The sequence below is a fragment of the Pseudomonas sp. PDNC002 genome, from assembly GCF_016919445.1.
Classification (GTDB): Bacteria; Pseudomonadota; Gammaproteobacteria; order Pseudomonadales; family Pseudomonadaceae; genus Pseudomonas.
This window is the reverse complement of record NZ_CP070356.1, coordinates 2,050,302-2,077,193: the sequence shown is the minus strand read 5'-3', so window position 1 is coordinate 2,077,193 and position 26,892 is coordinate 2,050,302. Positions and strand designations below refer to the sequence as shown.

The 26,892-nt window shown below is 64.1% G+C and carries 19 protein-coding genes; 11 read left to right on the top strand and 8 right to left on the bottom strand.

What is annotated here, in order from left to right:
• Position 1: 1 nt before the first annotated feature.
• Together mpl and JVX91_RS09670 are read right to left on the bottom strand one after the other, a co-directional pair.
• Positions 2–1,354: a UDP-N-acetylmuramate:L-alanyl-gamma-D-glutamyl-meso-diaminopimelate ligase gene (mpl, locus tag JVX91_RS09675; protein WP_205339027.1), complete on the bottom strand. Its 1,353-nt coding sequence runs from the start codon at positions 1,352–1,354 to the stop codon at positions 2–4.
• 321 nt (positions 1,355–1,675) lie between these two features.
• Positions 1,676–3,595: a sigma-54-dependent Fis family transcriptional regulator gene (locus JVX91_RS09670; protein WP_205339026.1), complete on the bottom strand. Its 1,920-nt coding sequence runs from the start codon at positions 3,593–3,595 to the stop codon at positions 1,676–1,678.
• A 324-nt stretch (positions 3,596–3,919) separates the two neighbouring features.
• Between JVX91_RS09670 and JVX91_RS09665 the strand changes: the two genes are divergently transcribed.
• The gene (locus JVX91_RS09665; RefSeq protein WP_205339025.1) at positions 3,920–5,440 is read left to right on the top strand and encodes an aldehyde dehydrogenase family protein; all 1,521 of its coding nucleotides are present in this window, start codon (positions 3,920–3,922) and stop codon (positions 5,438–5,440) included.
• Positions 5,441–5,807: 367 nt separating this feature from the next.
• Here the strand turns inward: JVX91_RS09665 and JVX91_RS09660 are convergent, their stop codons facing one another.
• On the bottom strand, positions 5,808–6,860 hold the full coding sequence (locus JVX91_RS09660; RefSeq protein ID WP_205339024.1) for an AraC family transcriptional regulator: 1,053 nt from the start codon (positions 6,858–6,860) through the stop codon (positions 5,808–5,810).
• A 360-nt stretch (positions 6,861–7,220) separates the two neighbouring features.
• Between JVX91_RS09660 and eat the strand changes: the two genes are divergently transcribed.
• From eat to JVX91_RS09635, 5 genes are all read left to right on the top strand, one after another.
• Positions 7,221–8,585, top strand: coding sequence for an ethanolamine permease (gene eat, locus JVX91_RS09655; protein WP_205339023.1), 1,365 nt, complete (start codon positions 7,221–7,223; stop codon positions 8,583–8,585).
• 11 nt (positions 8,586–8,596) lie between these two features.
• Positions 8,597–9,991 (top strand): ethanolamine ammonia-lyase subunit EutB, encoded by a 1,395-nt coding sequence (locus tag JVX91_RS09650; RefSeq protein WP_205339022.1) that lies wholly within the window; start codon positions 8,597–8,599, stop codon positions 9,989–9,991.
• 25 nt (positions 9,992–10,016) lie between these two features.
• Positions 10,017–10,814, top strand: a complete 798-nt coding sequence (gene eutC, locus JVX91_RS09645; RefSeq protein WP_205339021.1) for an ethanolamine ammonia-lyase subunit EutC — start codon at positions 10,017–10,019, stop codon at positions 10,812–10,814.
• A gap of 432 nt (positions 10,815–11,246) precedes the next feature.
• On the top strand, positions 11,247–11,711 hold the full coding sequence (locus tag JVX91_RS09640) for an N-acetyltransferase (protein ID WP_205339020.1): 465 nt from the start codon (positions 11,247–11,249) through the stop codon (positions 11,709–11,711).
• Positions 11,712–11,803: 92 nt separating this feature from the next.
• A complete protein-coding gene (locus JVX91_RS09635) occupies positions 11,804–12,703 on the top strand; it encodes a transporter substrate-binding domain-containing protein (protein WP_205339019.1) in 900 nt (299 codons plus the stop codon).
• On the opposite strand, the gene JVX91_RS09630 is transcribed toward JVX91_RS09635, so the two are convergent.
• Positions 12,590–14,182: a protein kinase gene (locus JVX91_RS09630; protein ID WP_205339018.1), complete on the bottom strand. Its 1,593-nt coding sequence runs from the start codon at positions 14,180–14,182 to the stop codon at positions 12,590–12,592. The genes JVX91_RS09635 and JVX91_RS09630 overlap by 114 nt on opposite strands.
• Positions 14,183–14,373: 191 nt before the next feature.
• Here JVX91_RS09630 and JVX91_RS09625 point away from each other — a divergent pair, with 191 nt between their 5' ends.
• The 4 genes from JVX91_RS09625 (at position 14,374) to JVX91_RS09610 (ending at position 17,422) form a co-directional block, all read left to right on the top strand.
• Complete coding sequence (locus tag JVX91_RS09625) at positions 14,374–15,033, top strand: DedA family protein (protein ID WP_205339017.1); 660 nt, start codon at positions 14,374–14,376, stop codon at positions 15,031–15,033.
• A 7-nt stretch (positions 15,034–15,040) separates the two neighbouring features.
• Positions 15,041–15,859 (top strand): zinc-dependent peptidase, encoded by an 819-nt coding sequence (locus JVX91_RS09620; RefSeq protein WP_205339016.1) that lies wholly within the window; start codon positions 15,041–15,043, stop codon positions 15,857–15,859.
• A gap of 80 nt (positions 15,860–15,939) precedes the next feature.
• Positions 15,940–16,470 (top strand): inorganic diphosphatase, encoded by a 531-nt coding sequence (ppa, locus tag JVX91_RS09615; protein WP_184592577.1) that lies wholly within the window; start codon positions 15,940–15,942, stop codon positions 16,468–16,470.
• 310 nt (positions 16,471–16,780) lie between these two features.
• A complete protein-coding gene (locus tag JVX91_RS09610) occupies positions 16,781–17,422 on the top strand; it encodes an START domain-containing protein (protein WP_205339015.1) in 642 nt (213 codons plus the stop codon).
• Between the two features lie 25 nt (positions 17,423–17,447).
• Here the strand turns inward: JVX91_RS09610 and JVX91_RS28990 are convergent, their stop codons facing one another.
• The 4 genes from JVX91_RS28990 to JVX91_RS09590 form a co-directional block, all read right to left on the bottom strand.
• Positions 17,448–18,659: a hypothetical protein gene (locus JVX91_RS28990; RefSeq protein ID WP_240201719.1), complete on the bottom strand. Its 1,212-nt coding sequence runs from the start codon at positions 18,657–18,659 to the stop codon at positions 17,448–17,450.
• A complete protein-coding gene (locus tag JVX91_RS09600; RefSeq protein ID WP_205339014.1) occupies positions 18,656–21,958 on the bottom strand; it encodes a hypothetical protein in 3,303 nt (1,100 codons plus the stop codon). The genes JVX91_RS28990 and JVX91_RS09600 overlap by 4 nt, the downstream gene beginning before the upstream one ends.
• Complete coding sequence (gene tssI, locus JVX91_RS09595; RefSeq protein WP_205339013.1) at positions 21,955–24,033, bottom strand: type VI secretion system tip protein TssI/VgrG; 2,079 nt, start codon at positions 24,031–24,033, stop codon at positions 21,955–21,957. The genes JVX91_RS09600 and tssI overlap by 4 nt, the downstream gene beginning before the upstream one ends.
• Positions 24,034–24,166: 133 nt before the next feature.
• On the bottom strand, positions 24,167–24,685 hold the full coding sequence (locus tag JVX91_RS09590) for an Hcp family type VI secretion system effector (RefSeq protein WP_015475543.1): 519 nt from the start codon (positions 24,683–24,685) through the stop codon (positions 24,167–24,169).
• A gap of 645 nt (positions 24,686–25,330) precedes the next feature.
• Between JVX91_RS09590 and tssA the strand changes: the two genes are divergently transcribed.
• Entirely contained in the window at positions 25,331–26,887 is a 1,557-nt protein-coding gene (tssA, locus tag JVX91_RS09585) for a type VI secretion system protein TssA (protein WP_205339012.1), read from the top strand.
• The last annotated feature ends 5 nt before the right edge of the window (positions 26,888–26,892 follow it).

The window sequence follows — 26,892 nt, the reverse complement described above, 5'->3', positions numbered from 1 at the left end:
GTCAGTCCTCCAGGGCCTTGGCCAGCTTGCCGTGCAGGCCGCCGAAACCGCCGTTGCTCATGATCACCACCTGGGTGCCTGGCGTGGCGATGGCTTTCACGCCGTCGATGATGGCTTCCAGCGAGTCGCACACCTGGGTCGGTACGGTGGAGCTTGCGACGGTGGCGGCCAGGTCCCAACCGAGGTTCGGCGGGGCGTACCAGAACACGTTGTCGGCCTGCACCACGGACTCCGGCAGACCGTCGCGGTGGGCGCCGAGCTTCATGGAGTTGGAGCGCGGTTCGACCACGGCGATCACCGGCGCATCACCGACGCGCTTGCGCAGGCCGTCGAGGGTGGTGGCGATGGCGGTCGGGTGGTGTGCGAAGTCGTCGAAGATGGTTACGCCATTGACTTCAGCGACCTTCTCCATGCGCCGCTTGACGCTCTTGAAGGCCGACAGCGCGGCGCAGCCCAGCTCCGGCACCACGCCGACATGGCGGGCCGCCGCAAGGCAGGCCAGGGCGTTGGCGACGTTGTGCTGACCGGTCAGCTCCCAGTCCACGGTGCCCTGGGGTTTACCGTCGAACAGCACCTCGAAGTGCGAGCCGTCTTCGCTGAGCAGACGCGCCTGCCACTGGCCACCCTCGCCGGTGGTCTGCACCGGGGTCCAGCAGCCCATGTCGATCACGCGCTTGAGAGCGGTTTCGGAGGTGGGATGGATGACCAGGCCTTCACCGGGAATGGTCCGCACCAGGTGGTGGAACTGCCGCTCGATGGCGGCGAGGTCGGGGAAGATATCCGCGTGGTCGAACTCCAGGTTGTTGAGGATCGCCGTGCGCGGGTGGTAGTGGACGAACTTGGAACGCTTGTCGAAGAAGGCGCTGTCGTACTCGTCGGCCTCGACCACGAAGAACGGCGTGCCGCCCAGGCGCGCGGAGACGCCGAAGTTCTGCGGCACACCGCCGATCAGGAAGCCCGGGCTCATGCCGGCATGTTCCAGCACCCAGGCCAGCATGCTGCTGGTGGTGGTCTTGCCGTGGGTACCGGCCGCCGCCAGGACCCAGCGGCCCTGCAGCACGTGGTCAGCCAGCCACTGCGGGCCGGAGACGTAGGGTAGGCCCTTGTTGAGGACGTATTCCACGGCGGGGTTGCCGCGCGACAGGGCGTTGCCGACGACTACCAGATCCGGGGCCGGCTCCAGGTGCGCGGGATCGTAACCCTGCATCAGCTCGATGCCGAGGGTTTCGAGCTGGGTGCTCATGGGCGGGTAGACGTTGGCGTCGGAGCCGGTCACGCGGTGGCCCAGTTCCTTCGCCAGGACGGCCAGCGACCCCATGAAGGTGCCGCAGATGCCGAGGATGTGGATATGCATGCAGACTCCTGCAATCAAGCCTTTCCAGGCGCTTCGAATGGGCGGCAGAGTAGCACAGGGCGCCCCCGCGCGGCCCGCCGCCGGGGCATCAGACGACGAGGTGGGGAGGCGGTTCCCGGTGGGTGGTGAAGCGAGTCACTTTCCGATATCGAGTGGCGCAGATCAAAGGATGAGGAAAAGCAGCAGTCATTTCCCGGGGTAGCCGTGCCTATGCTTCCCCCTCACCCCAGCCCTCTCCCTCAGGGAGAGGGAGCTGGCCGCGCCGGCTAACGCTGCGGTTTCATCCTGCACCGAACGGTCCCCTCTCCCTCGGGGAGAGGGCTAGGGTGAGGGGCTCCTGCGGCTCAGGCCATGACGATTAAGCTTGCGGTACAGCGTGTTGCGGCTGATGCCCAGCTGCTGCGCGGCGCGGCTGACGTGCCAGCGCTGCGCTTCCAGCACCGCCAGCAGTGCGTCGCGCTCGGCGGCACCAAGAGTGTCGCCGCCCTGCTCGCTCACGACGACCGGAGTAACAGCGGGAGCCGGCGCACGGCGCAGGTCCGGCGGCAGGTCGGTCATCTGGATGCGCCCGCCCTCGCACAGCGCGCAGAGCGTGCGCAGCACGTTGCGCAGCTGGCGCACGTTGCCCGGCCAGGGGAAGTCCAGCAGGTGCCGGCGCACGTCGTCGTCCAGGCGCACGCTGCGACCCTTGCTCTCCTCGGCGAGCAGATGGTCGAGCAGCGCGCCACGATCCTCTCGCTCGCGCAGCGGCGGCAGGGCGACGACCAGACCGTTAAGGCGGTAATAGAGGTCTTCACGGAACTGCCCGGCGGCGACCAGCGCCTCCAGGTCACGGTGACTGGCGCTGATCAGGCGGATATCCACATCCTGCGGCTCGCCGCCGATGGGCACCACCTGGCGCTCTTCCAGCACGCGCAGCAGGCGTGTCTGCAACGCCAGCGGCATGTCGCCGATCTCGTCGAGGAACAGCGTGCCACCATCGGCCTGCTGCAACTTGCCGCGCATGCCTTCCTTGCGGGCGCCGGTGAAGCTGCCGCCGCGATAGCCGAACAGCTCGCTCTCGATCAGGGTCTCGGGGATCGCCGCGCAGTTCAGCGCGACGAAGGCCTTGCCGGCACGCTCGCCCCCCAGGTGCACGGCACGGGCGAACGCCTCCTTGCCGGTGCCGGTTTCACCCTGCAACAGCAGCGGCACATCGTGGGCGTAGACCTTCAGCGCCCGGCGGAAATCATGGACCAGTTGCGGGTCGTCGATGCATAGCCCCTTTGCCAGCGGCGCACGCGGCAGCACCGGCGCGGCGGCGATGGGACGCTTGCCGCGCAGCAGTGCATACAGGGTGCGCCCGGCGTGGGTACGCAGCGGCCAGCTGGCATTGGGCTGCGGGTCGGCGCGGCTGAACAGGTCATCCAGACGGCAATCGAAGAACTGGTCCAGGGAACGACCGATCAGGCTCTCGCGGCGACTGCCGAGCAGGTTGATGGCGCTCTGGTTGGCTGCACGGATGCGCCCGTCACTGCCGAACGCCATCATGCCCTCGCTGAACAGCCCGAGGCCGTCCGGCTGCAGGTGGAAGCGCAGCAGCCACAGATCCTCGAAATGCCGCAGGAAGTAGCAGCTCTCGATGGCCTTGGCCGACAGGTTGACCAGCGCCATGGTGTGGAACTGGCTCTGCCGCGACACGTCGCGGCGCGCGGAGGAAACGTCGAGCACCGCCAGCAGTTCGCCCTGCGGGTCGAACACCGGGCTGGCCGAGCAGGTCAGGCCGGTGTGGCGGCTGCGGAAATGTTCGTCCTGGTGGATGGTCAGCGCCTGGCGTTCCACCAGGCAGGTACCGATGCCGTTAGTGCCTTCGCGCGCCTCGCTCCAGTCGGCGCCAAGCCACAGGCCGGCCTGCTCGAAGGTACGGCGCTCGGCGGCTTCGCTCACGCAGTTGAGGATGACCCCGCGGGAATCGGTGAGCAGCACCGCGTGGCCGGCGCCAGAGAGCTGCTGGTGCAGGCTGTTCATCTCGCCGCTGGCGATTTCCAGCACCTGGCGGTGGCGCTCGCGGACTTCGAGCATGCGCGCGTGCTCCAGCACGGCCGGCGCCATGGGCTGCGCCGGGTCGAGGTGGTACTGCTCCAGGCAGCGCATCCAGGAGCGGGCGATCGATGGGTCAGCACCGGGGGCTCCGGCGCGGGCCTTGCCCTCGGCCACGGTCATGACCTGGCGTGCGTGGCGGCTCAAATCGTTGGCGCGCATTCTTGTTGTTCTCCGCTTTGGGGACGGGGAGGCAGCCCCGAGGTTCCGGCGAAGTGTTGTCTGACAATTCGACAGAACGCAGGACAGCATCCCCCACGCGCCGGACCAATGCAACGCTTGTCCGACCGTCAGGTCACGACTGTCACGAATACGGGACAAAGTGTCACCCGGCACTGTGCCAACGGCATGACAGCAGGCTTTCCGGTAACCCGCCAGGCACGGCGCAACCCAAGCAGCGCGCGGCTTTCACTGGCATGGCCCGGCCCTTGCTCTACGCTTGTTCAACGTCCTCCCCAACAAGCACAAGACCCAGGAGATCCGACCATGCGTTATGCCCATCCCGGTAGCGAAGGCGCCATCGTTTCGTTCAAGGCGCGCTACGGCAACTACATCGGCGGCGAATTCGTCCCGCCGGTGAAGGGTCAGTACTTCACCAACACCTCGCCGGTGAATGGCGAGGCCATCGCCGAATTCCCCCGCTCCACCGCCGAGGATATCGACAAGGCGCTGGACGCCGCCCATGCCGCCGCCGACGCCTGGGGCCGCACCTCGGTGCAGGACCGCTCACTGGTGCTGCTGAAGATCGCCGACCGCATCGAACAGAACCTGGAACTGCTGGCTGTCACCGAGACCTGGGACAACGGCAAGCCGGTGCGCGAAACCCTCAACGCCGACATCCCCCTGGCCGCCGACCACTTCCGCTACTTCGCCGGCTGCATCCGCGCCCAGGAAGGCAGCGCCGCCGAGATCAACGACAGCACTGTGGCTTACCACATCCACGAGCCGCTGGGCGTGGTCGGGCAGATCATCCCATGGAACTTCCCGCTGCTGATGGCCGCGTGGAAACTCGCCCCGGCCCTGGCCGCCGGCAACTGCGTGGTGCTCAAGCCGGCCGAGCAGACCCCGCTGGGCATCTGCGTACTGATGGAGCTGATCGGCGACCTGCTGCCCAAGGGCGTGCTCAACGTCGTCCAGGGCTTCGGCAAGGAGGCTGGTGAAGCGCTGGCCACCAGCAAGCGCATTGCCAAGATCGCCTTCACCGGCTCGACCCCGGTGGGCTCGCACATCCTCAAGTGCGCCGCGGAGAACATCATCCCGTCCACCGTGGAGCTGGGCGGCAAGAGCCCGAACATCTACTTCGAAGACATCATGCAGGCCGAGCCGACCTTCATCGAGAAGGCCGCCGAAGGCCTGGTGCTGGCCTTCTTCAACCAGGGCGAGGTGTGCACCTGCCCGTCCCGCGCGCTGGTGCAGGAGTCCATCTACCCGCAGTTCATGGACGTGGTGATGAAGAAGGTGAAGGCCATCAAGCGCGGCGACCCGCTGGACACCGACACCATGGTCGGCGCCCAGGCCTCGCAGCAGCAGTACGAGAAGATTCTCTCCTACCTCGACATCGCCCAACAGGAAGGCGCGCAGATCCTGGTCGGCGGCTCGGTCGAGAAGCTCGAAGGCAACCTGTCCACCGGCTATTACATCCAGCCGACGCTGCTCAAGGGCAGCAACAAGATGCGTGTGTTCCAGGAGGAAATCTTCGGGCCGGTGGTCGGTGTGACCACCTTCAAGGACGAAGCCGAAGCACTGGCCATCGCCAATGACACCGAGTATGGCCTGGGCGCCGGCGTCTGGACCCGCGACATCAACCGCGCCTACCGCATGGGCCGCGGCATCAAGGCCGGCCGCGTGTGGACCAACTGCTACCACCTGTACCCGGCGCACGCCGCCTTCGGTGGCTACAAGAAATCCGGCGTGGGCCGCGAGACCCACAAGATGATGCTCGACCACTACCAGCAGACCAAGAACCTGCTGGTGAGCTACGACATCAACCCGCTGGGTTTCTTCTGATTGCTCGCTGCTGATTGACCCCGCCCGGTTCGCCGGGCGGTCTCCCCCGAATCGATCTTTGCGCGGCCCACGGGCCGCGCTTTTTTATGTCCGGGAAAAGGCAGGGAGCGCTTTTTGTAGGGGTGGGCTATGCCGGCGGCCCGCATACGGACCACGGACATGGCCGGCTTCTATCCGATAAATCCTCGCTAGACCCCACCCTCACCCTAACCCTCTCCCAAGGGGAGAGGGGACCGTTCGGCGCAGGATGACATCTTGGCGTCAGCCGGCACGAACTGCTCCCTCTCCCGTTGGGAGAGGGCGGGGGTGAGGGGAATTCAGCGGCACGGACTTACCGAAGGAGACAGTTGCCCTACACAGGGGAAGTTCAGCTCGCGTCGCTGCGCCACTGCCGCGGGCTCACCCCGAACCAGCGACGGAAGGCGCGGGAGAAGGCGCTGGTCTCGGAGTAGCCGAGCAACGGCGCCAGCTCGGAAATCGGCCGTTGCGGCTGGCGCAGGTAGTGCAGCGCCAGCTCACGGCGGGTGTTTTCCACCAGTTGGCTGAAGCTCAGCCCGGCCTCGCGCAGGCGGCGCTGCAGGCCGGCGGTGGTGAGTTCCAATTGCTCGGCGATCAGTTCCAGCGAGGGCTCGCCCTCACTGAGAGCCAGGCGAATCTGCGTGCCGGCATCCTCCACCAGATTGGGCGCGCCGCCCTGCTCGCCCAGGCGGCGGATCACGTCCTGCACCAGGAACAGCAGGTTGGCATCGCGCTCGGGCATCTGCCGGCCGTAAAGGTCGCGCTTGGGAATCAGCATCGAATTGCAGCCGCGCTGGAACAGCACCGGCGCGTCGAACACCCGGCCATGTTCCTGCCAGCCTTCCGGCCGCGCGTGCTCGAAGCTCACCGCACGCGGCGCCCATTCGGCGCCGAGCGCATGGCGCATCAGGTTCAGCGCCATGCCCAGGGTCAGCTCGGCGTCCTGGCGGCGGTCGAGAATCGCGCCGTGGCGCACCTGGTAGTCGAAGCGGTAGCACTCGCCGCAATCCACCAGGCGGATCAGCGTGTCGTGCTGGTGATAGGGGAAGGCAGCGGCGAAGTTCTTCAGCGCGTCTTCCAGCGTCTCCGAACACAGCCCGACATAGCCCAGCAAACCGAGCTCGCGCGGACGAAACTGTTCGCCGTAGCGCAACCCGAAGTTGTCACAGCCGGACTGTCGCGCAGCCTCTTCCAGAACCTGGCAGTAGTTGGTCAGCGCCAGGCTCAAGGTGGGATGCAGCAGGCGTTCGGGGTCGATGCCGGCGCGGCCGAAGACGCGGTCGATATCACCGCCCTGGTCACCGATAAAGCGGCCCAGGCCGCTGGCGGCGGCGGACAGCACGCCGATATTGCTGGCCAGGGGCAGGCTAAGGCCGGACGGAGAAAACAGAGGCTGGCTCATGTCGGTTACCGATCTTGTTTTGAGACGCGCAAGGCACATGGCTCCCGGAAAGAAGGGAACGAATAAACAAAGCAATTCCCGTGCCTCGCCATGCATTACCGATCAGCCGGACACGGCGCCACGCCTGGTCTGCAGCTGCCACAGCAGAGGGCAGATGCGAGGAATTGGGCACCAGAAACGGGCACCGGGCGCCGTGTGGGGCAATGGGTAACAGCCAGTTGACCCTGCGCGGCGAAAGCCGGTTCCAGCGGTCAAGTCTTGCGCGGCAGTGCGCCACTACCATCGAGGCTCAGGTATCCGTCCACGCCCCTGCGGCCCGCCTTCTGCGGCCTACCCCTTGCGGAGAGAGGAATAACAACAATGAGCGCATCACAACTCAAACCAACGCTGGGCACCCTGCACCTCTGGGGGCTCGCCGTGGGCCTGGTGATCTCCGGCGAGTACTTTGGCTGGAGCTACGGCTGGGCCGCCGCCGGCACCCTGGGCTTCCTCGTCACCACGCTGATCGTCGCGGTGATGTACACCTGTTTCATCTTCAGTTACACCGAGCTGACCACCGCCATTCCCCATGCCGGCGGCCCCTTCGCCTACAGCCTGCGGGCCTTCGGCAAGACCGGCGGGATGGTCGCCGGCATCGCCACGCTGATCGAGTTCGTCTTCGCCCCGCCGGCCATCGCCATGGCCATCGGCGCGTACCTCAACGTGCAGTTCCCCGGCCTCGATCCGAAGTGGGCCGCCACCGGCGCCTACGTGATCTTCATGACCCTGAACATCCTCGGCGTGAGCATCGCCGCCACCTTCGAACTGGTGGTGACGGTGCTAGCGGTAGCCGAGCTGCTGGTGTTCATGGGTGTGGTCGCGCCGGGCTTCAGCTTCAGCAACTTCGTGCTCAACGGCTGGGCCGGCTCTAACGTGTTCGGCTCCACCGCCATGGCGGGCATCTTCGCCGCCATTCCGTTCGCCATCTGGTTCTTCCTCGCCATCGAGGGCGCGGCCATGGCTGCCGAAGAGGCGAAAGACCCGAAACGCACCATCCCGCGCGCCTACATCGCCGGCATCCTGACCCTGGTGACCCTGGCCATCGGCGTGATGATCTTCGCCGGCGGCGTGGGCGACTGGCGCGCGCTGTCGAACATCAACGACCCGCTGCCGCAGGCCATGAAAGCCGTGGTCGGCAACAACTCCACCTGGATGCACATGCTGGTGTGGATCGGCCTGTTCGGCCTGGTGGCGAGCTTCCACGGCATCATCCTCGGCTACTCGCGGCAGTTCTTCGCCCTCGCCCGCGCCGGCTTCCTCCCACGCAGCCTGGCCAAGCTGTCGCGCTTCCAGACCCCGCACCGCGCCATCCTCGCTGGCGGCGCCGTGGGCATCGCGGCGATCTTCAGCGACGGTCTGATCAGCCTGCAGGGCATGACCCTGACCGCGGCGATGATCACCATGAGTGTGTTCGGCGCCATCGTCATGTACATCATGAGCATGTTCAGCCTGTTCAAACTGCGCCGCAGCGAACCGGACCTGGAGCGCAGCTTCCGCGCCCCTGGCTACCCGGTGGTACCGGCCATCGCGCTGGTGCTGGCGCTGGTCTGCCTGGCCGCGATGCTCTGGTTCAACAGCGTCATCGCCTCGGTGTTCCTGGTGCTGATGATCGGCGGCTGCTCCTGCTGCAGCATCGTCATCAGCCTCAATCGCGGCACCGACGCGTCGTTCGCCAGCCAGGGTTGAGAGAGGTCGGCATGTCCGGATTCGCCCATAGCATCGGTGGCCAGACCTGGCGCTTCGACAGCCTGCGCGAGGTGATGGCCAAGGCCAGCCCGGCGCGCTCCGGCGACCGCCTCGCCGGGGTCGCCGCGGGCAGCGACGCCGAGCGCGTCGCTGCGCAGATGGCGCTGGCCGACATCCCGCTCAAGCACTTCCTCGACGAAGCGCTGATCCCCTACGAGAGCGACGAGGTCACCCGGCTGATCATCGACACCCATGATCGTGAAGCCTTCGCCCCGGTCAGCCACCTCACGGTGGGTGGCCTGCGCGACTGGCTTCTCGGCGATGCCGCCGACGAAGCCAGCCTGCGCGCCCTGGCGCCGGGGCTGACGCCGGAAATGGCGGCGGCGGTGTCGAAGATCATGCGTGTGCAGGACCTGGTGCTGGTCGCGCAGAAGATCCGTGTGGTCACCCGCTTCCGCAACACCATGGGTCTGCGCGGACGCATGTCCACGCGGCTGCAACCCAACCACCCCACGGACGCCCCGGCCGGCATCGCCGCCAGCGTGCTCGACGGCCTGCTCTACGGCAACGGCGACGCCATGCTCGGCATCAACCCGGCCACCGACAGCCTGCAATCGATCTGCACGCTGCTGGAGATGCTCGACGCGATCATCCAGCGCTACGAGATTCCCACCCAGTCCTGCGTGCTCACCCACGTCACCAGCTCCATCGAGGCGATCAACCGCGGCGCACCGCTGGACCTGGTGTTCCAGTCCATCGCCGGCACCGAGGCCGCCAACGCCAGCTTCGGCGTCAGCCTGTCGATCCTGAAGGAAGGCTACGAGGCCGGGCTGTCGCAGAAGCGCGGCACCCTGGGCGACAACCTGATGTACTTCGAGACCGGCCAGGGCAGCGCGCTATCCGCCAACGCCCACCACGGCGTCGACCAGCAGACCTGCGAAACCCGCGCCTACGCGGTGGCGCGGCACTTCAAGCCATTCCTGGTGAACACCGTGGTCGGTTTCATCGGCCCGGAGTACCTGTACAACGGCAAGCAGATCATCCGCGCCGGGCTGGAAGACCACTTCTGCGCCAAGCTGCTCGGCGTGCCCATGGGCTGCGACATTTGCTACACCAATCACGCCGAGGCCGACCAGGACGACATGGACATGCTCCTGACCCTGCTCGGCGTGGCTGGCATCAACTTCATCATGGGCATCCCCGGCTCCGACGACGTGATGCTCAACTACCAGACCACCTCCTTTCACGATGCGCTCTACGCGCGCCAGACGCTGGGCCTGAGGCCGGCGCCGGAGTTCGAGGCATGGCTTGCGCGCATGGAAATCCTCCGCCAGCAGGACGGCCGCGTGCACATGGCCAGCCAGCTTCCCGGCGCCTTCCGCCACGCGCTAGCGCAACTGTCCTGAGGGCCGCTCGCCTGAGGAGTTTTCGATGAGCGACAGCTTCACCCCCAATCCCTGGCAGGAGCTGCGCCGGCTGACCTCCGCGCGCATCGCCCTGGGTCGCGCCGGCACCAGCCTGCCGACCGGCGCACAGCTGGACTTCCAGTTCGCCCACGCCCAGGCGCGCGACGCCGTGCACCTGCCCTTCGACCGCAACGGTCTCGCCACGCAACTGGCTGAACGCGGCCGCGAGACGCTGCTGCTACACAGCGCCGCCGCCGACCGCGATACCTATCTGCAACGCCCCGATCTCGGCCGCCGCCTGAACGAAGATTCGGTAGAGATTCTGCGCCGCCATGCCGACCGCCATCCGCAGGGCTACGACCTCGCCGTGGTGATCGCCGACGGGCTCTCCTCGCTGGCCGTGCAACGCCACAGCCTGCCCTTCCTCGAACGCATGGAAGAACAGGCGCGCAATGAAGGCTGGAGCCTGTCGCCGATCGCACTGGTGCAGCAGGGCCGCGTCGCCGTCGCCGATGAAGTGGCCGAGCTGCTGCGGGCGAAAATGGTGGTGATCCTGATCGGCGAGCGCCCCGGCCTGTCATCACCGGACAGCCTGGGCCTGTACTTCACCTGGGCACCGAAGGTCGGGCTGAACGACGCCTACCGCAACTGCATCTCCAACGTGCGCCTGGAGGGCCTGAGCTACGGTTTGGCCACGCACCGACTGCTGTACCTGATGCGCGAAGCCTGCCGTCGGCAACTGTCGGGGGTGAACCTGAAGGATGAAGCGGAACTGCCAACCCTGGAAGGCGCCGGGGCAGGGGCGAATTTCCTGCTGACCTAAAAGCCACGCGCAAACACAGGTGTAGCAACAGCTGTCGTTCTCGGAGGCACTCCCTGCCACGGCCCCCTCACCCCAGCCCTCTCCCAGAGGGAGAGGGAGCCGCCCGTGCCGATTGAAACCAAGGCTCCCTTCTGCACCGCACGGTCCCCTCTCCCTCCGGGAGAGGGTTAGAGTGAGGGCCGATCCCGCACGCAGGACTATCAGTAGGAGTGAACACTATTCGCGATGGCATCCGGCGCGATGCGGACCAATCGCGGACGGAGTCCGCTCCTACGCCCGCCCCAGCCGCGCTCTGCCAACCATTGCAGATCAAACGCTCGCTTGGATTGCGCTTTCCACAATTTCTGGTGCAGCATCGGACGCGATGGCTATCCGCTGGCATAGCCCCTGCATTGCCATACCAGCCCATTAACCTCCCGCCGAGGCCCGCCCATGCGCATCGTGCAAGCCACGCTCGACCACCTCGATCTGCTCGCGCCCCTGTTCGTCAAATACCGCGAGTTCTACGGCATGCTCCCCTACCCCGAATCGTCGCGAAAATTCCTCGAGAAGCGCCTGCGCCGCAAGGAATCGGTGATCTACCTGGCCTTGCCCGACGAAGGTGACGACAAGATCCTGGGCTTCTGCCAGCTCTACCCGAGCTTCTCCTCCCTGTCGCTCAAGCGCGTGTGGATCCTCAACGATATCTACGTCGCCGAAGACGCTCGCCGCCAGCTGGTCGCCGACCACCTGCTGCAAACGGCCCGGCAAATGGCCCGCGAGACCCAGGCCGTGCGCATGCGCGTGTCCACCAGCGTCAACAACGAAGTGGCGCAGAAGGTCTACGAATCCATCGGTTTCCGCGAGGACAGCGAGTTCAAGAACTACATCCTGCCGATCAGCGACGACCTGAACTGACGGCCCGCTCCATGGGCCCGCTGGTATCGGCGGGCCCGGCGCATTAGAGTGCCATCATCGGAATTGCCGCGGCCTCCGCATGAAGGGATCCCATGCGTTTTTCCCTGCTCGTTCTGCGCACTGCCTGCCTCTGTCTCGCGCTGCTGGGCGTCACCGTCCACGCGCAAAACCTGCGCATCGCCACCCTGGAGTGGGCGCCCTACGTCGGCTCGGACCTGCCAGGCAACGGACTGGCCAGCCGCATCCTCAACGAAGCCCTGGCGCTCAATGGCGACAAGGCCGAACTGGTATTCCTGCCCTGGCAGCGCGCGCTCAACGAGACCCGCGAGGGCCGCTTCGACGCGCTGATGCCGGCGTATCTGTCAGCTGATCGCAGCGCGGACTTCTATACCTCGATGCCACTGCTGGACTCGCAGCTCGGCTTCTTCCGCCGCCGCGACCGCGCCCTGCCGATTGTCCCGGGCAATCTCGACAGCCTTCGCCCCTACCGCATCGGTGTCGTGCGTGGCTACGTCAACCAGAGCGAATTCGACGCCGCCGATTTCCTCAACAAGGACGTCGTCAGCAGCGATTGGCAGAACCTGGAAAAGCTCCTGCGCGGACGCATCGACCTCGCCGTGGTGGACCGCTACACCGGGTATCAGTTGCTCAGCCAAAATGCCCCCGCGCTGCGCGAGCAACTGGTATTCATCGAGCCGCCACTGGAGATCAAGCCGCTCTATGTTCTGGTGCCGAAGAAACGCGCCGAGGGCGAAGCGCTGGCCGCCAGCCTCGATCGTGGCCTGCGCACCCTGCGCCGCAGTGGACGACTGCAACAGCTGATCGCCGAAGCGCACCTGGAAACGGCGATGAATGCCCGTGAAGTAGCCGCGCACCCGCTAGCCGAGCAACTCCCAGCCTCCGACCACCAGTCCGGCGGCCAGTACGGCGCCAGCGCCCAACCAGGACAGGCGGCGCCAGCGCTGCTGAGCTGGCAGGCGAGCCTGCTCTAGCGGCCGACGCAGCGCCAGGATGAACTCCGACAGCGCCTCGAAGCGTTGCTCCGGTGCGGGCGACAGGGCTCGCGCCAGCACACCGTCCCAGCCTGGCGGCAAGCCATCGACCCGCCCTTCCAGTGGTACGTAGAGCGATCCCTCGCGCACATCGGGTGTGGCCGCTTCCGGCCAGCTGCCGCTGAGCAGCCAGTAGAACAACGCAGCCAGGGCGAATTGATCCGCACGCCCATCCACCGCCAGGTCCTCGCGCAGTTCGGGCGCCAGCGGCAACGCATCGGCTGGCAACGCCTGGCGCGCCACCCCCGGTATCACCGCCGCCAACTCCGGCAGCGCCAGCACGCGCCCGTTGGGCCCCAGCAACCATTGCCGTGGCGTCAGCCAGAGTCCGTGCACACCCCGTCGCTGCAGCGCGCGGACCGCCGCGACACACTGCTCCAGCATGTCCAGCGCGGCTGCCACCTCCACTCGCCGCCGCGCCGTCACCCACTCGGCGAAGCTGCGCCACTCGCCCTCCGCAGGGACGAACAACTGATAGGCGTGCCGGCGCGCGACGCGGCACGGCAGGACATCCGGCAAACTGGCTACCTTGCAGCAGCGCATGGCCCACTCTCGCTGCCAGAAGACCTGCCCGGCATCTTCTTCGGCAAGCAGCAGCCACGCCTCGCGACCATCCGCGTGGCGCGCCTGAAAGGTCCGCTGCGCTGGCCCGAAGCGGCATGGCGCGAGCAATTCCCAGCCCTCCAGGTGGTTCCCCGTGTGCAGCCCCGCCGTCGCCGGCCAGTTGCCGACGGTCTCCGCCATCGCCCCTTCCTCGGTCGCTCCCGGCAATACCAGGGCCACCGCGCCCGGCGCGCGCAGGAGCGGCGCCAGCGCATCAGCCAGCGACGACGGGGAAAGATCGCGACACGTAGCCTGCACCAGCGTCCGATCCATGACCGCCAACAGCGGCTGCGGCGCCATCAACAGGACCTCGCCATCGTCCAGATTGAGATGGTGCTGGGTCAGCGCCAGCTCGGCCTGACCGCCCAGCGTCTGCCCTGAAGGCCCGACGAGCTCGACCAGCTCGCCCCGCCGATAACGCAGCAGCCCCACGTCACCGCATTGCAGAAAGTGCGCGCTGTCCCCCTGCAGCAACAGGATGCCGGCGGCGAGCGCGGCAGGCACGGCGCGGCCTTGAGCCGCGGCACGAAAGCACTGCATGTTGAGTGCCGCGAGCACCTGCCGCGCGGCCTGGCCCTCGCTCCAGCCTTCCGGAGTGCAGAGGTAGTCGGCGAACAGGCTATCGAGCCGCACCTCGAGCCAATGCACCAGATTGGCGCAGTCACGCCCCCACAGCATCGCCAGCATGAACACCGGCGGCCGGCCCTGGCGAGGCGCCAACCAGGCCGCCCGAGCCCGCGCAGACTGTCCCGGCAGGTCCATTCCCGTGCCCAGCGCAGCGCTCACTCCCCCCTGCCTGAAGCTCTCCAGCGCCATGCGCTGCCCCCTATTTCAGCTTTTGTCACAGGGCATTGCAGCCTTCATGCCGACAGGATTTTCACTCAGAAGCTGTAATATCCTCCCACGGGACTTCCGTCGCAGGATTCGACGGAGCGTGCCCCCAGCAGCCCGGCCGCCCCCTATAATGCGCGCCCCGGCCGTTCTCCTCGTTGTCACACAGGCTTCTCATGGATTTCAACCTGATCGACCTGATTCTCCACCTCGACACCTACCTGTCGATGCTGGTGGCCAACTATGGCGTGTGGATCTACGCCATCCTCTTCCTCGTGATCTTCTGCGAGACCGGTCTGGTGGTAACGCCCTTCCTGCCGGGCGACTCGCTGCTGTTCATCGCCGGCGCCATCTGCGCCAGTGGCGGCATGGACCCCTGGCTGCTCGGCGGCCTGCTGCTGGTCGCGGCGATCAGCGGCGACAGCACCAACTACGTGATCGGTCGAACGCTGGGCAAACGCCTCTTCAGCAATCCCGACTCCAAGGTATTCCGCCGCGACTACCTCGACCAGACGCACGCCTTCTATGAACGCCACGGCGGCAAGACGGTGACACTGGCGCGATTCCTGCCCATCGTCCGCACCTTCGCGCCCTTCGTCGCCGGCATGGCCTACATGCCCTACGTGCGCTTCCTGTTCTTCAGCGTGGCCGGCAGCATCGCCTGGGTGGGCGGCCTGGTTACCCTGGGCTACTTCTTCGGCAACGTGCCGTTCATCAAGCAAAACCTCTCCGTAATGATCATCGCGATCATCGCGTTCTCCCTGGTGCCCATGCTGATCGGCGTCATCCGCCACAAGATGCGCCCCTCGGCGAAGGCCCAGACCGGCGAGCGCTGATTCGTTCATGTGGTCGCTCAGTGCCTGGCGCCGCCGGCGCTTCCTCGCCCGCCATCGGCTCGATGCCGGACTCTGGACGCGGGTGCGCCGGCACCTGCCGATTCTCGACGGCCTGAGCGAAGACGAATTGCGCCTGCTCGGCGAGCGCGCGCTGCTGTTCCTGCGCGACAAGCACCTCACCCCGCTGCCCGGCATCGAACTGGACGACTATCGCCGCCTGTTGCTGGCCACACAGGCCGAGCTACCCCTGCTGCACCTGCCCGAGCTGAACTGGTACAGCGGCTTCCACGAACTGGTTCTCTACCCCGACGACTTCGTCAGCCCGCAGAAACACCGCGATCCCGCCGGCGTCATGCATGAGTTCGACGATGAGCGCGCCGGCGAGACCTCGCTGCAGGGCCCGGTCATCCTCGCCTGGCCCGGTGTGGAAAGCGGTGGTGGCTGGGACGCCTACAACCTGGTCATCCACGAACTGGCGCACAAGCTGGACATGCTCAACGGCGACGCCAACGGCCTGCCGCCGCTGCACCGCGACATGCGCGTGACCGACTGGGCCGCTGCCATGCAGGCCGCCTACGACGACATGAACCGCCGGCTCGACCGCGACCCGCAAGCGCATACCGCCATCGATCCCTATGCCGCCGAGAATCCGGCGGAATTCTTCGCCGTTACCAGCGAGTACTTCTTCACCGCGCCAGACCTGCTGCACCACGCCTATCCCAAAGTCTATGAACAGCTTTCGCTGTTCTACCGGCAAGATCCGCTTTCGCGCCTGCACAGACTGCAAACCGAGCACCCCGAATATCAGGAAACTCAGGCGCACTAGGCGATGTCAGTGGCTTGGACACGGCAATCTGCCTATAATCCGCCGCACTTTTTCGGCCCGACCACTATCTGGAGTCGTCCATGAGCTACAGCAGCATCCCGGCTGGCAAAGACCTGCCGAACGACATTTACGTCGCCATCGAGATCCCGGCCAACCACGCGCCGATCAAGTACGAAATCGACAAGGACACCGACTGCCTGTTCGTCGACCGTTTCATGGCCACCCCGATGTTCTACCCGGCCAACTACGGCTTCATCCCGAACACCCTGGCCGACGACGGTGATCCCCTGGACGTGCTGGTCGTGACCCCGTATCCGGTCGCCCCGGGCTCCGTGATCCGCGCCCGTCCGGTCGGCGTGCTGAACATGAGCGACGAAGCCGGCGGCGACGCCAAGCTGATCGCCGTACCCCACGACAAACTGACCGTGCTGTACCAGGACGTGAAGGAATACACCGACCTGCCGGCCCTGCTGCTGGAGCAGATCAAGCACTTCTTCGAGAACTACAAGGATCTCGAGAAGGGCAAGTGGGTGAAGGTCGAAGGCTGGGGCGACGCTGCTCAAGCCCACGACTACATCACCAAAGCCGTCGCCGCCTTCCAGGCCAAGTGATGGTCGCGGGGTAGCCCCCGCCGCGAAGAAGCCCCGCCACGGCGGGGCTTTTTTGTGACCGCGATTAGGCTTTTCGTCCCGACTTTGTTACCATCTGCGCCCCGCGAGCAGCTCGCTGCATCGCCACAGAATCAAGGCGGTCTGCCCTACCAGAAGTAAGGTTGGACCACCCCCTGAAAGCCGGCCACAAGCCGGCTTTTTTAATGCCTGCGATAATCTTCACACTGCGATCCAGACCGCTCGCCGGCCAATGCGCCGCAGTCACGGGCAAGGCATAAGATCGAGCTATTCCCCCGCCGGTCGCACCGCCATGAAACGCTTCTCGCCACGTCTCACTGCCCAGCTCATGGCAGCCGCGCTGCTGATGTGCAGCCCGGCATGGGCACAGGCGCAAGGCTGGACACTGGCGAAGAACGAAGACGGCGTGAAGGTCTACCTGCGCGACGTGCCCGGCTCACGCTACAAGAGCTTCCGCGGCGTCACCCTGGTGAAATCAGACGTTGCCACCCTTGGCCACCTTCAGGAAAACCTGCGCGTTTCCTGCGCCTGGCTCTACGCCTGCGCACAGATGCGCCTGCTCAAGTACAGCGACGAGGCCATCTGGGTCTACCTCGACACCAAGCTGCCCTGGCCCGCCGCGCCGCGCGACATGGTCCTCAAGGTCGTCACCCAGGACACGCCTGACGGCGGCATGATCCGCCGCCTGCAGGCGGCTCCGGACTATGTCCCGCCAGTGACAGGCCGCATCCGCGTGCCGACACTTTCGGGCACCTGGCAGATGGTCCCCAAGGGCCCGAAGCTCACTGAAGTCACCTACGAAATGCAGGGCGAGCCCGGCGGCAGCGTACCGTCGTGGCTGGCGAATCAGTTCGTGGTGGATGCACCGTTCGAGTCGCTAAGGATGCTGAAGGTGGTGGCTGAACATCAGGGGATCAGCAGCCCCGGCTACTGAGGCTCAGTTGCCCGATGTGGAACGCTCAACCACGGTGGACATCATCGAAATCGTCACCTTTGGGGGTGGACACGATGCCCTTGGCTTCCTGGCTGCGGTAATAAGCTTCGACGCTGAGTTGCGGATCGACATGGGGCTCGCGGATGCAGGGCTCCTGCTGCCAGGGATAGGCCGCAACTTGGGCGCGCAGGTCGCGGCCGGCGGTTCTTGCCCAGGCCTTGATGTCGATGTCGCGCCAGTAGCGGGGCGACCGTTGCACGGCCGTATCGTGAGCAGCTGTGACGGGGTCGAGGTGGCGGCTCTGTTCGAGGATGGGTAGGTCCGGCAGGGGTTGCTCCACATCCATGTAGCGCTGCAGGGTGTCCCAGACGGCCAGGGCGTTTTCCCGGTCCAGGCCCAGGCTGTGGATCTTGAACGCCAGGCACAGCTTGTTGCTGGTGTAGCGGTGCCGCAGCCACAGCACGTAGTCCCGCCCACCGTGGGGCAGAATCTGTAGTTGCAGTGTCGGATCGAATTCGTAGAACGGCGCCACGAACGGCTTGCGCCACCAGGTGCGGGCCATGCGCAGCATGCCATCACGGCGATTGAATTCGCTGCCGTCGTGGCGGTAGCAGAGGGCGTACAGGGTCATCAACGCGCTCGCTCCGACGACACCCATCAGCCCCCACCCCGCCCCCAGCCAAAAGGCGGTCTGCTCAGACCAAAAACCCCAGAGAGCTTTTTCATGCCAAGCAATAAAAGAAGCCGTTGTTAGCGCCGCCAACCCCATCGCTAGCGCAGCGTAGCGCCGCCACTCGCTCATCAGCCAGAGCCCGGAGAAAGCTCCAGCAACTCCCACGACAATAGGCACAAAGTCCCATCCCAAACCCTCTTTATAGAGAAGCTCTGAAACCTTGGCACTCCATAACACCCAGGGGAAACCACAACCGACTAACTGAAGGAGGAAGATCAGCTTGGGAATAATTGTCGAACCGGTGTTATCGAATCGCCAGCGCTCGGCATCACAAGGCGCAAGCTGCTTGCGCTCCTCCCTCTCCTGCGTCTCGTAAAGCAGATGCTTTCCTTCCTCCAACTGCTCCTTGATCTGGGTAGGAGAATCCAGGCCCGCGTAATGCCCCCATTTCAGTGGCGTCTCGACGATCCCGCCCGATTCCTCGACGGCGGGCGCCAGTGCCGGCAGCGCGCCGGCCCGGTATGCTGCCGGGCCGTACGGGGTAAAGGATTCCTGTGCACTCACGCTTTGAACTCCGTGACTTCGATCTGCCAGTAAGGCGCATCGCCTGGCTGGGTTTTCAACGCGGGCGGGCGGCGGTACGCCGGCGTATAGGGCTTCCAGGTTTTAGGACTGGGCTGAGGTAGAACAAGACGCTGCTCGGGGAGCTCCGCAGCCCCCAGATGAAACTGGCCCAGTACCTTGAGACGCTGGGTAACTTGTCCGCCATGGCGCTGCAACGGCGTCAGCGTGATCTGTGGGAACTGTTTGGGCAAGACATACAGCACCGTAGAGCTGTTCAGCGGAAGGGCTGCAAGCTTGGGTTCATTCACCGTCCGCGTCTCGATACGTTCGGCATTGAACACACCACTGAAGGGCAGCATGCCCAGCTGTTCCGTGGCGTACAGTTGGAAGTCCTGCTCCGTCCGAAACATCGCCAGTAGAGGGGAGTAAATCGTTACCACCCAGTCGTCATCGACGAAGGCTTCCGCGCTAGGTCGTTGGCAGCTCATCATCATTCCTATTGGAGTAGTTGCCCGACGTTGAGCGTTAATGGCTTGCACCCGTGTTCGATCCACGGCAGCAGCGCTTCGCATCCAGTCGCTGTAGCGACTAACGGTAATCACTGGCTTGCCAAGCAAACCTATCAGTTCGACGTAGGCATTCTGTGGGTCGTTCAGGTGGGCAAAGCGGGCGTCGTTCCCCATGACACTATCCAGGAAACCCACCTCGCCCCGCTCAGAGCCAAATGGCCCGTGCTTGATTAAGGCTTCAGCGTCGCTGTCGGTCAGCCAGCCGGCGACGATGTTACCGCCTATGAAGAGCACGGCTCCCGCGACCAGGGCATAAGGATTGATGAGAATCCCTACACCGTATACAGCCCATATTCCTGCGCCAATTGCAGCAACGCCGTACGCCGCTGCCGCATCGGTGTCGCCCTGACACCAGGCTCGCTCTGCATCCCATGCGGTTACAAGGGTCGTGATCAACATAGCAAATCCGGAAAAAGCACGAAGTATTGGCAGCTTCGCGTTGCCAGTTTGCTCAAAGAGGTTCGCTGCCCAGCGTTTAGACAACACTTCAACGTTTAATCGCGGGGTGTTCAGAACTCTAACCAGGCTGGAGTCACCAAGCAGCGGGCCTGCAAGACTGCCCAGGGCCACAACCAGATCGAGCGATGCCGAAACCCAACCAATTCCGTAGCGAAGAGCTCCATCCCCAGGCTCATCACGCAAGCTCCTCATACCGTCAACCTGCGCCTGAAGGTTGTACATCGCACAGGCCACCGCGACGATCGGCACCGCCCCTGTAGCAGTAACCGACTCCAGCTTACGGTTCGCAGTGGCCTTCCAGACGCTGAATTTGAGCACCTGCGGATCGTTGGCCGGCGCCACGAGGAAGGTGGTGCGTCCAAGGTTCGAATTTGGCTGCGGCACAAGCTTGGGACTGCTCGAGGCCACCACCTTCCCTTCGTGATCGACAATCGTGCCGTACAGGAAGTTTTCCCGGCGCACCTGCATGCGTTCGGCAGGGGTCAGACCGTTGTGCAAACCGCCGCCATTGACGCCGAGAATACGCAGGTTCCGCGCATTGGCTTCCGCCTCGCTCATCAGACGAATGTCTTTCCAGGTGGGTGACAGCTTGTCCAGTACCGCCAGTGAAGGTGCGAATACTCGCTTGAATTCGACCTCTCGCAAGACACCACTTTTTCTCAGGCGAGCGATGCAGGTCACCACGCTCGCGGAGAACGTGTCCATGAAGTCGCCAATCAACGCGTGAACGTTCTTGTACGCCAGAGCCTTGTCGGGATCCGCGGGATCGATGCTCGCACCTTGCAGAAGGCTGCTGAGCCCCATGTGCTCTGGTTCCGGGGTACGCTGGCTGGAGGCCAGGGCCCGCAAGCGCTGTACGGCGCCAGGCAGTGCATCTGGCTTGTCAGCGAGGAAGTAACGGGTAAAGGGATGCGAGCCTTCCAGCAAGCGGATACACAACCTTTCGATCGAGCCCTGCAACTCCTTGTCCGCCTCCGCGGTGGCAAGGGCATCGACCTGGCTCGGGTTCTTGCTGAGGCATTCGAGCACCTCGGTCAACAGGGCATAGGGCTCGAGCAGACGTTCGTCATGACTGAGATGCCACTGCGGTTGCGAGAGGATCGAAGAGGAGCCGAATAGCCTCACGATGCGCCGCAACAGAGCACTGAGGTAATCGCGGGTACGCCTGCGCTCCTTTTCCAGGATGGCCTGGTGAAACTGCGGAAGGTTTATGCAGTCCTGCAAATCCGCCAACGGATTCTTGCCAGGCTGCATGACCGTCCCCTGCAGTACCTGGGCATAGCGGCCATTGGGCTTATGGCCGACGAGTGCATTGAGCACCAGCAGGTGCGCCTCGGCCAGACGTGCTTGAGCAGTTGAGTGACGCAAGTCGAACAGCGGGTCGTCCAGCATGAGGCCGACCAGTTGCGGGTAACCCCGCAATCCGCTCAGCACATCGGGGCCGGCCTCCAGCACCGGCAGCGCTTCGGGCGCCTTGGACTTTTCGTAGCCAGCCAGCTCAACCAGCGCCTGCTGGTGTTCGCTGATCAATTCGCCTGCAGGGTAGGACGTCAGGTTGGGCTTGAACTTCGACGGATCGGCCAACAACGTTTCGATGCCATAGTCGCGAGGACGGAGGCCATCGCTGTGGCCGTCGATCACAATGGCCGGCATGGCCTGCGTGGGATACCAGCGCTCACCACCCACTACTGCCGCAGCCCATGCAATGGATACCGTCTGGCTGATGGCATTGACCCGATTGGGGTCTTCCTCCAGCCAGGCGATGAACTCCCAGGTCCAGGGCATTTCGCTGTAGGCCATCTGGTAGCTGTCGCCAACCGCACGGCCCTGGATCAGGATCGGCGTCAGCAGAATGCTCTGCTTTACGCCTACCGCCGGCCGCTCGTCTGCCGGCTTCTTTTGCTCAGCCTGCTTTCGCCAGTGGGCGAGATCTACCTCGGCGAGCCCACCCTTGCCGTCGCAGAGCGCTTCGCGCCAGAGCTTGCTGTCCTGAAAGACGTAGATGCAGCCTGGCCGTGGCACTGCCGGGTGTGGTCGTTCGCCAAGCTTGTCATAACCGGGCAGGCGCACAAGGGGCATAATCGCCAGCAAGGTGTTCTGCTGGATGTCTTTCTCTTCGCGGTGGCTACGCATATCCGCAGCGATGGGAATACTGAGCTCGCCGCCGTCCTTGCGCTTGATGGTCAAGGCGAGCCGAGAACGACGGCTATCCTCGTACTCGGTCTTCTTACGCACGCCTTGCTTGATGGATTCATCCTTGAGCTCGCTCATGCCTCTCCCTCCGGATCAAGCAATTTCACCTGGCCGCCCATCCCCGGATCACCCCAGACATCAACGATCAGCTTCCGCTGATCAGCTGCTTTTTCTCGTGGCTTGGCGGGGTTTCTCAGCACCGCGCCGGGCGGCGCCGTGTCTGCGGGCGCTGGCAATGCTGGGAGTAGAGGCGCCGCAGGCGTCCCGCTTCCGGAGCTGCCGCCGCTGTTCACCTTCACCGACGCCCCACTGAGGACGATCCCGCTCCCATCGAGCTTGACGAAGCTCCCGCCGGCCTTGAGGGTCAGCTCGCTCCCCGCTTCCATCACCACTTTCAGACCAGCTGAGAGGTGAATCTCCTGTCCGGCCTCGACGAATTGTCCGGTGCCAATCTTGATGTGCTGGTTGTTGCCGACAGTGAGGTGGTCGTCGCTGCGCAGTTCCACCTTGCGGTCACCGTCGGTGGTGCGGTGCTCCTCGGCCTTGAACTCGCTGTAGGTGTTGGCTTCGACCGTGACATGGCGTTCGTGGCCAACGCGGATGCGCTGGTCGTGCTCGATGTTCTCATCCCAGTCGCGCTGGGCATGGAGGAATATCTGTTCCTGCCCCTTGCGGTCCTCGATGCGCAGTTCGTTGTAGCCACCGCCGCCGGGATAGCTGTTGGTCTTGAACAGGCTGCGGGTCTTGTTCTCCGGCAGTTGGTAGGGCACCTGTTTCTCGGCATGGTAGAGGCAACCGGAAACCAGCGGCTGGTCGGGGTCGCCTTCAAGGAAGCTGACCAGCACCTCCATGCCAACACGCGGAATGGCAATCGCGCCGAATTGCTTGCCCGCCCAACTGGATGCAACACGCAGCCAGCAACTGGTCTTGTCGTCGGCCTGGCCTTCGCGGTCCCAGAAAAACTGGACCTTCACCCGACCGTACGGGTCGCAATGAATTTCCTCGCCCTGGGGACCGGTGACCACAGCGCTCTGGCTGCCGAGAATGCGTGGCTTCGGATGCTCCAGCGGCGGACGGTACGGCACGCTCCAGGGCGTGGCGGTGAAGCGGTTGCGGTAGCCCTGGTGGAAATCGTCCTTGAGTTCGGTGGTGTTGCTGGTAACGGACTCTTCCAGCACCTGGGGCTGCTTGCCTTCATGGTGAACTTCGGTGAGCAACCAGAGGTCGTTCCAATCCGCTCGTGGGTGAGCGCTCAGGGTAAGGAAATGACCGCTGCGCAAGGCTGGCTGGTCGCTGCGCCCCTCACTGAGGACGAAATCGCTGCGATGACGCTCCAGCGCCCTTTGGCTGAGATGTTTGCCACGCTCTCGATCGATGTAGCGACCTGGATAGTCGTAGTCTTCCAGATCCGGCTTGAAGTCGCTGCGGGCTGAACTCTCCAGATCGAGTTGCGGCTTCTCGAAGTGATAGTCCCGTCGGGTGGTGCGGCTGGTACGGGTTTCCAGGCGCTGGCCGAAGCGACGGACCACAGGAGCGTCGGCAACCATGCCGGAATCCTGCTGATAAGCCACCGGCGCCAGCTTTGGAAAACAGGCCTGGTCATCTCCGAAGACCAGAAGGTGCTGCTGGGCGCTGTGTTCGAAGTGATAGTGAATCCCCTCCTCTTCGCATAGGCGCTGGACGAAGTGCAAATCCGACTCGTCGTATTGGGTGCAGTAGTCACGCAGGGGGTAGAGGCTCGGTCCCAGCTTGAAACGATAAGCATCGGCAAGAATGCCGTGCTCCTCCAGGACCTTGCCGATGATCTGCGGCACGGTGAGCTGCTGGAAGATACGCTGGTTGAATCGATGGGCCAGGTAGGCCAGGCGCGGCACCAGGCTGATCTGATAGCGGGTCAGGCGCTTGCCAGACTCCCCCTGGGCAACCCGATAGACCTGTCCATGGATACCGGTTCCGCTCTGCCCGATGGCCAGATAGGCCGCCTTATGCAGCAGGTTTTCCAGGTCCAGCGCAGAGTTTTCGCTGACCAACTCGAGCTCGAAGAGGAAGGTCTGGTTCAGCGCCTCTCTTCCGATGAACTCGAGTACCTGCAGGTCACCACTGGTACCTTCGATGTTCAGGCTGAAATGAGTCTGGTTGGCGGGGGCGAACATCCGATGCTCCTCTGCACAGGCGGCCGGTCATCCCTGCCGCCATCGATCGCGAGGCATGCCGGACAAGCGAACCGGTAGAACGAGCAGCGGCCAGGAAGACCTGGCCGATGCATTTGGCTTCGACCGCCGCGGATTACGCGGAGATCGGGGTGCGCCAGTCGTCGGAACCGGAAGTACCGGAGACTTCGTGGGTCCAGACAATCTTGCGGTAGGTGAAGTAGACGTCTTCCAGGTGGGTGAAGTGCGCCATGTTCGGGTCCTGGCAGTTCGGCATGCGCGACTGCACGTCGACGATCACGGCGTCTTCCAGTTCGATGGTGAAGTAGTGCTCCTGGGTACCGGTGGACGAGGTGCGGTACCACTCCAGGCGGCACTTGTTCAGGCGCTCGCCGGAAGTCAGGGCGTTGAAGATCAGCGGCGAGGACTTGTCGAAGACCTTGGTGATCATCAGCGGCTTGTGGACGCGCTGGCCGGTCGGCTGGCCGGACTGCGGGTCACGCGGGATGATGACCTGGTGATTGAATGCCTGAACCAGGACCTGGTCTTCATGACCTTCCTGGAAGATGTTGCCGACCGAGTCCTCGGTGAAGGTGCCAGCGGTGATCAGGCCTTGCTTGGTGCCTTCGAGGGACAGGTACGCGGGTGTTGGCATGAAAGCTCTCCTTGCCATGATGAAGTGATGGGCCCGGCGCCATGTTTGGACCGGGTTGCGAGCCTCTAACAATTTGCATGCCAGTTATATTCAAGATCACTAGCCATAGGCGCCGCAGACAATTAACCATCCAGTCATCCGAAGTAAAACAGCAACAAACCCCGTCCTTTCAGCAACAATCTGCCATTCTCTGTGCAACTTCCTGCCAAACCTACAGAGCACTAAGCCCGGCAAGCTTTAATTAATAATAAAACAAAAAAATCTGGCAAAAAGTTGCACACCACAACATCGAAATATCACTACGTTACTTCCCGTAGGAAGAAGCCTTCAGCTGATGCTATCTTCCTTCCCACATCGGAACAAGCCAGCGGAATCCCCTATTTTAGAGCTGTCAAAGCCTAAATTCGAGATACTGAGGCATCCTCGTATTTTGCAAGATCGTTCACGCCAGAGCGGTCAGCCATTTATGTACTACACGATAAATGGCAAATTTCTTACACACCAGCCTATGCAAAAAATTGCACAATTAATCACCAACTACAGAAACCCGACAACGACTGAACCTTAGAAACCACCCCGTCTCACCCTGGCAATTCAGATACTTCTCATATTCATAGCTGCGCCACCCCCCGGAAGATCGCAGGAATGAACCATTCCAGAAAACTCGCATCGCATTATCTCGAGCTGGTTGACGCCCCCATCTCTTCGGGGAGTTATGCAGGCGAGGATGTGCGTTATTCCCCGGAATACGAGAGCCTGGAAGCAGAATTGGCCAAGGCTTCGTCCCTGCACGGCAACGGGCTGGTGGATTGGCAAAAGGTCATGGACGTCAGCGAATCCATACTCCGCGGCCAGTCCAAGGATCTACGCATCGCGGCCTGGATGACATGGGCTCTGCACCAACGCGAATCCTTTGTCGGCCTCCAGGCGGGCATGAGCCTGATCCTCCAGCTCTGCCAGGCACACTGGGACGAGTTGCATCCTCGCAAGGATCGCACTCGGGCAGCAGCCATCAACTGGCTGGTCCCCCGCCTCGAACCATTGTTCGACGAAAGCCTGGCAATCAAGGACCAACTTCCTCTGTTCCGTCAGTTGGCGGACAACCTGCGCGGCCTCGATGAGTGTCTGAATACGCGCCTGGGCACCGACGCCCCCTTGCTGCTTCCGCTATGCAGGCGCCTGGACGAGATGATTCAACGGTCCGCCCAGGGCCAGCCTGAGCCTGGCTCGGTCGGTGCGGTGGTCGCGCAAGTGAAGCAGGCGGCGACCAATCTGTTGGCTCCGGCCAGCCCGATCGACAATGAGAAGGATGCCCACAAGGCATTGCGCGCCCAGCAGGACAGCGCACGCCCCCTTTGTTCCTGGTGGTTGCGCCAGAAAGCCACGGACCTGCGCGCTCTTCGCCTGAGCCGTACCCTGCTCTGGCTGCCCATCGACAGTCTGCCTGAGCGCAACACCGAGCAGGCGACCGCCCTTCGCAGCCTTCCTCCCGACAAGCTGCGCTCCTACACCGAACGCTTCGAGCAAGGTCAGTTTGCCGATCTGCTCGTGGATTTGGAGAACAGCCTGGCACGAGCGCCGTTCTGGTTCGACGGGCAGCGACTGGCCTGGGAGTGCCTCCAGGCACTCGATGCGGAAGCCGCCATGCGCGAGGTGGAGATTCAGTTTGCGTTGTTCCTGCAGCGACTGCCCGGCGTCATCGACCTGAAGTTCTTCGATGGACTTCCATTCGCCGATCCCGCCACCCGCAGCTGGATCAGCGCCCACGTGATGCCCCATCTGCAGCCCCCCTCGGCGCCCCGCGAGGTCGTTGTCACCCACGAGTCCCCTGCCTGGGATCTGGCGCTCCAGGAAGCACTGCCATTGCTTCGCAAGGACGGCCTCAAGCGAGCCGTCCAGGTACTCAAGCAGGGACTGCTGGGCGCCCAGGGAGGCCGCGAGCGGTTCTTCTGGCAATTGAGCATGGCCCGCCTGTGCGTACAGGCGAAGAAACATGAGCTGGCACGTACCCAGCTTGAATCCCTCGACGAACAGTTGCAGGAATCCGGACTGCATCGCTGGGAACCTGATCTTGCCCTGGAAGTGCTGCACATGCTGCACACCTGCTGCGAATTGCTGCCGCAGAACCACAGCGTGCGCGAACGCAAGGACGAGGTCTATCGCAGGCTGTGCCACCTCGATCTCGAAGTGGTGCTCGACTAGGCCCT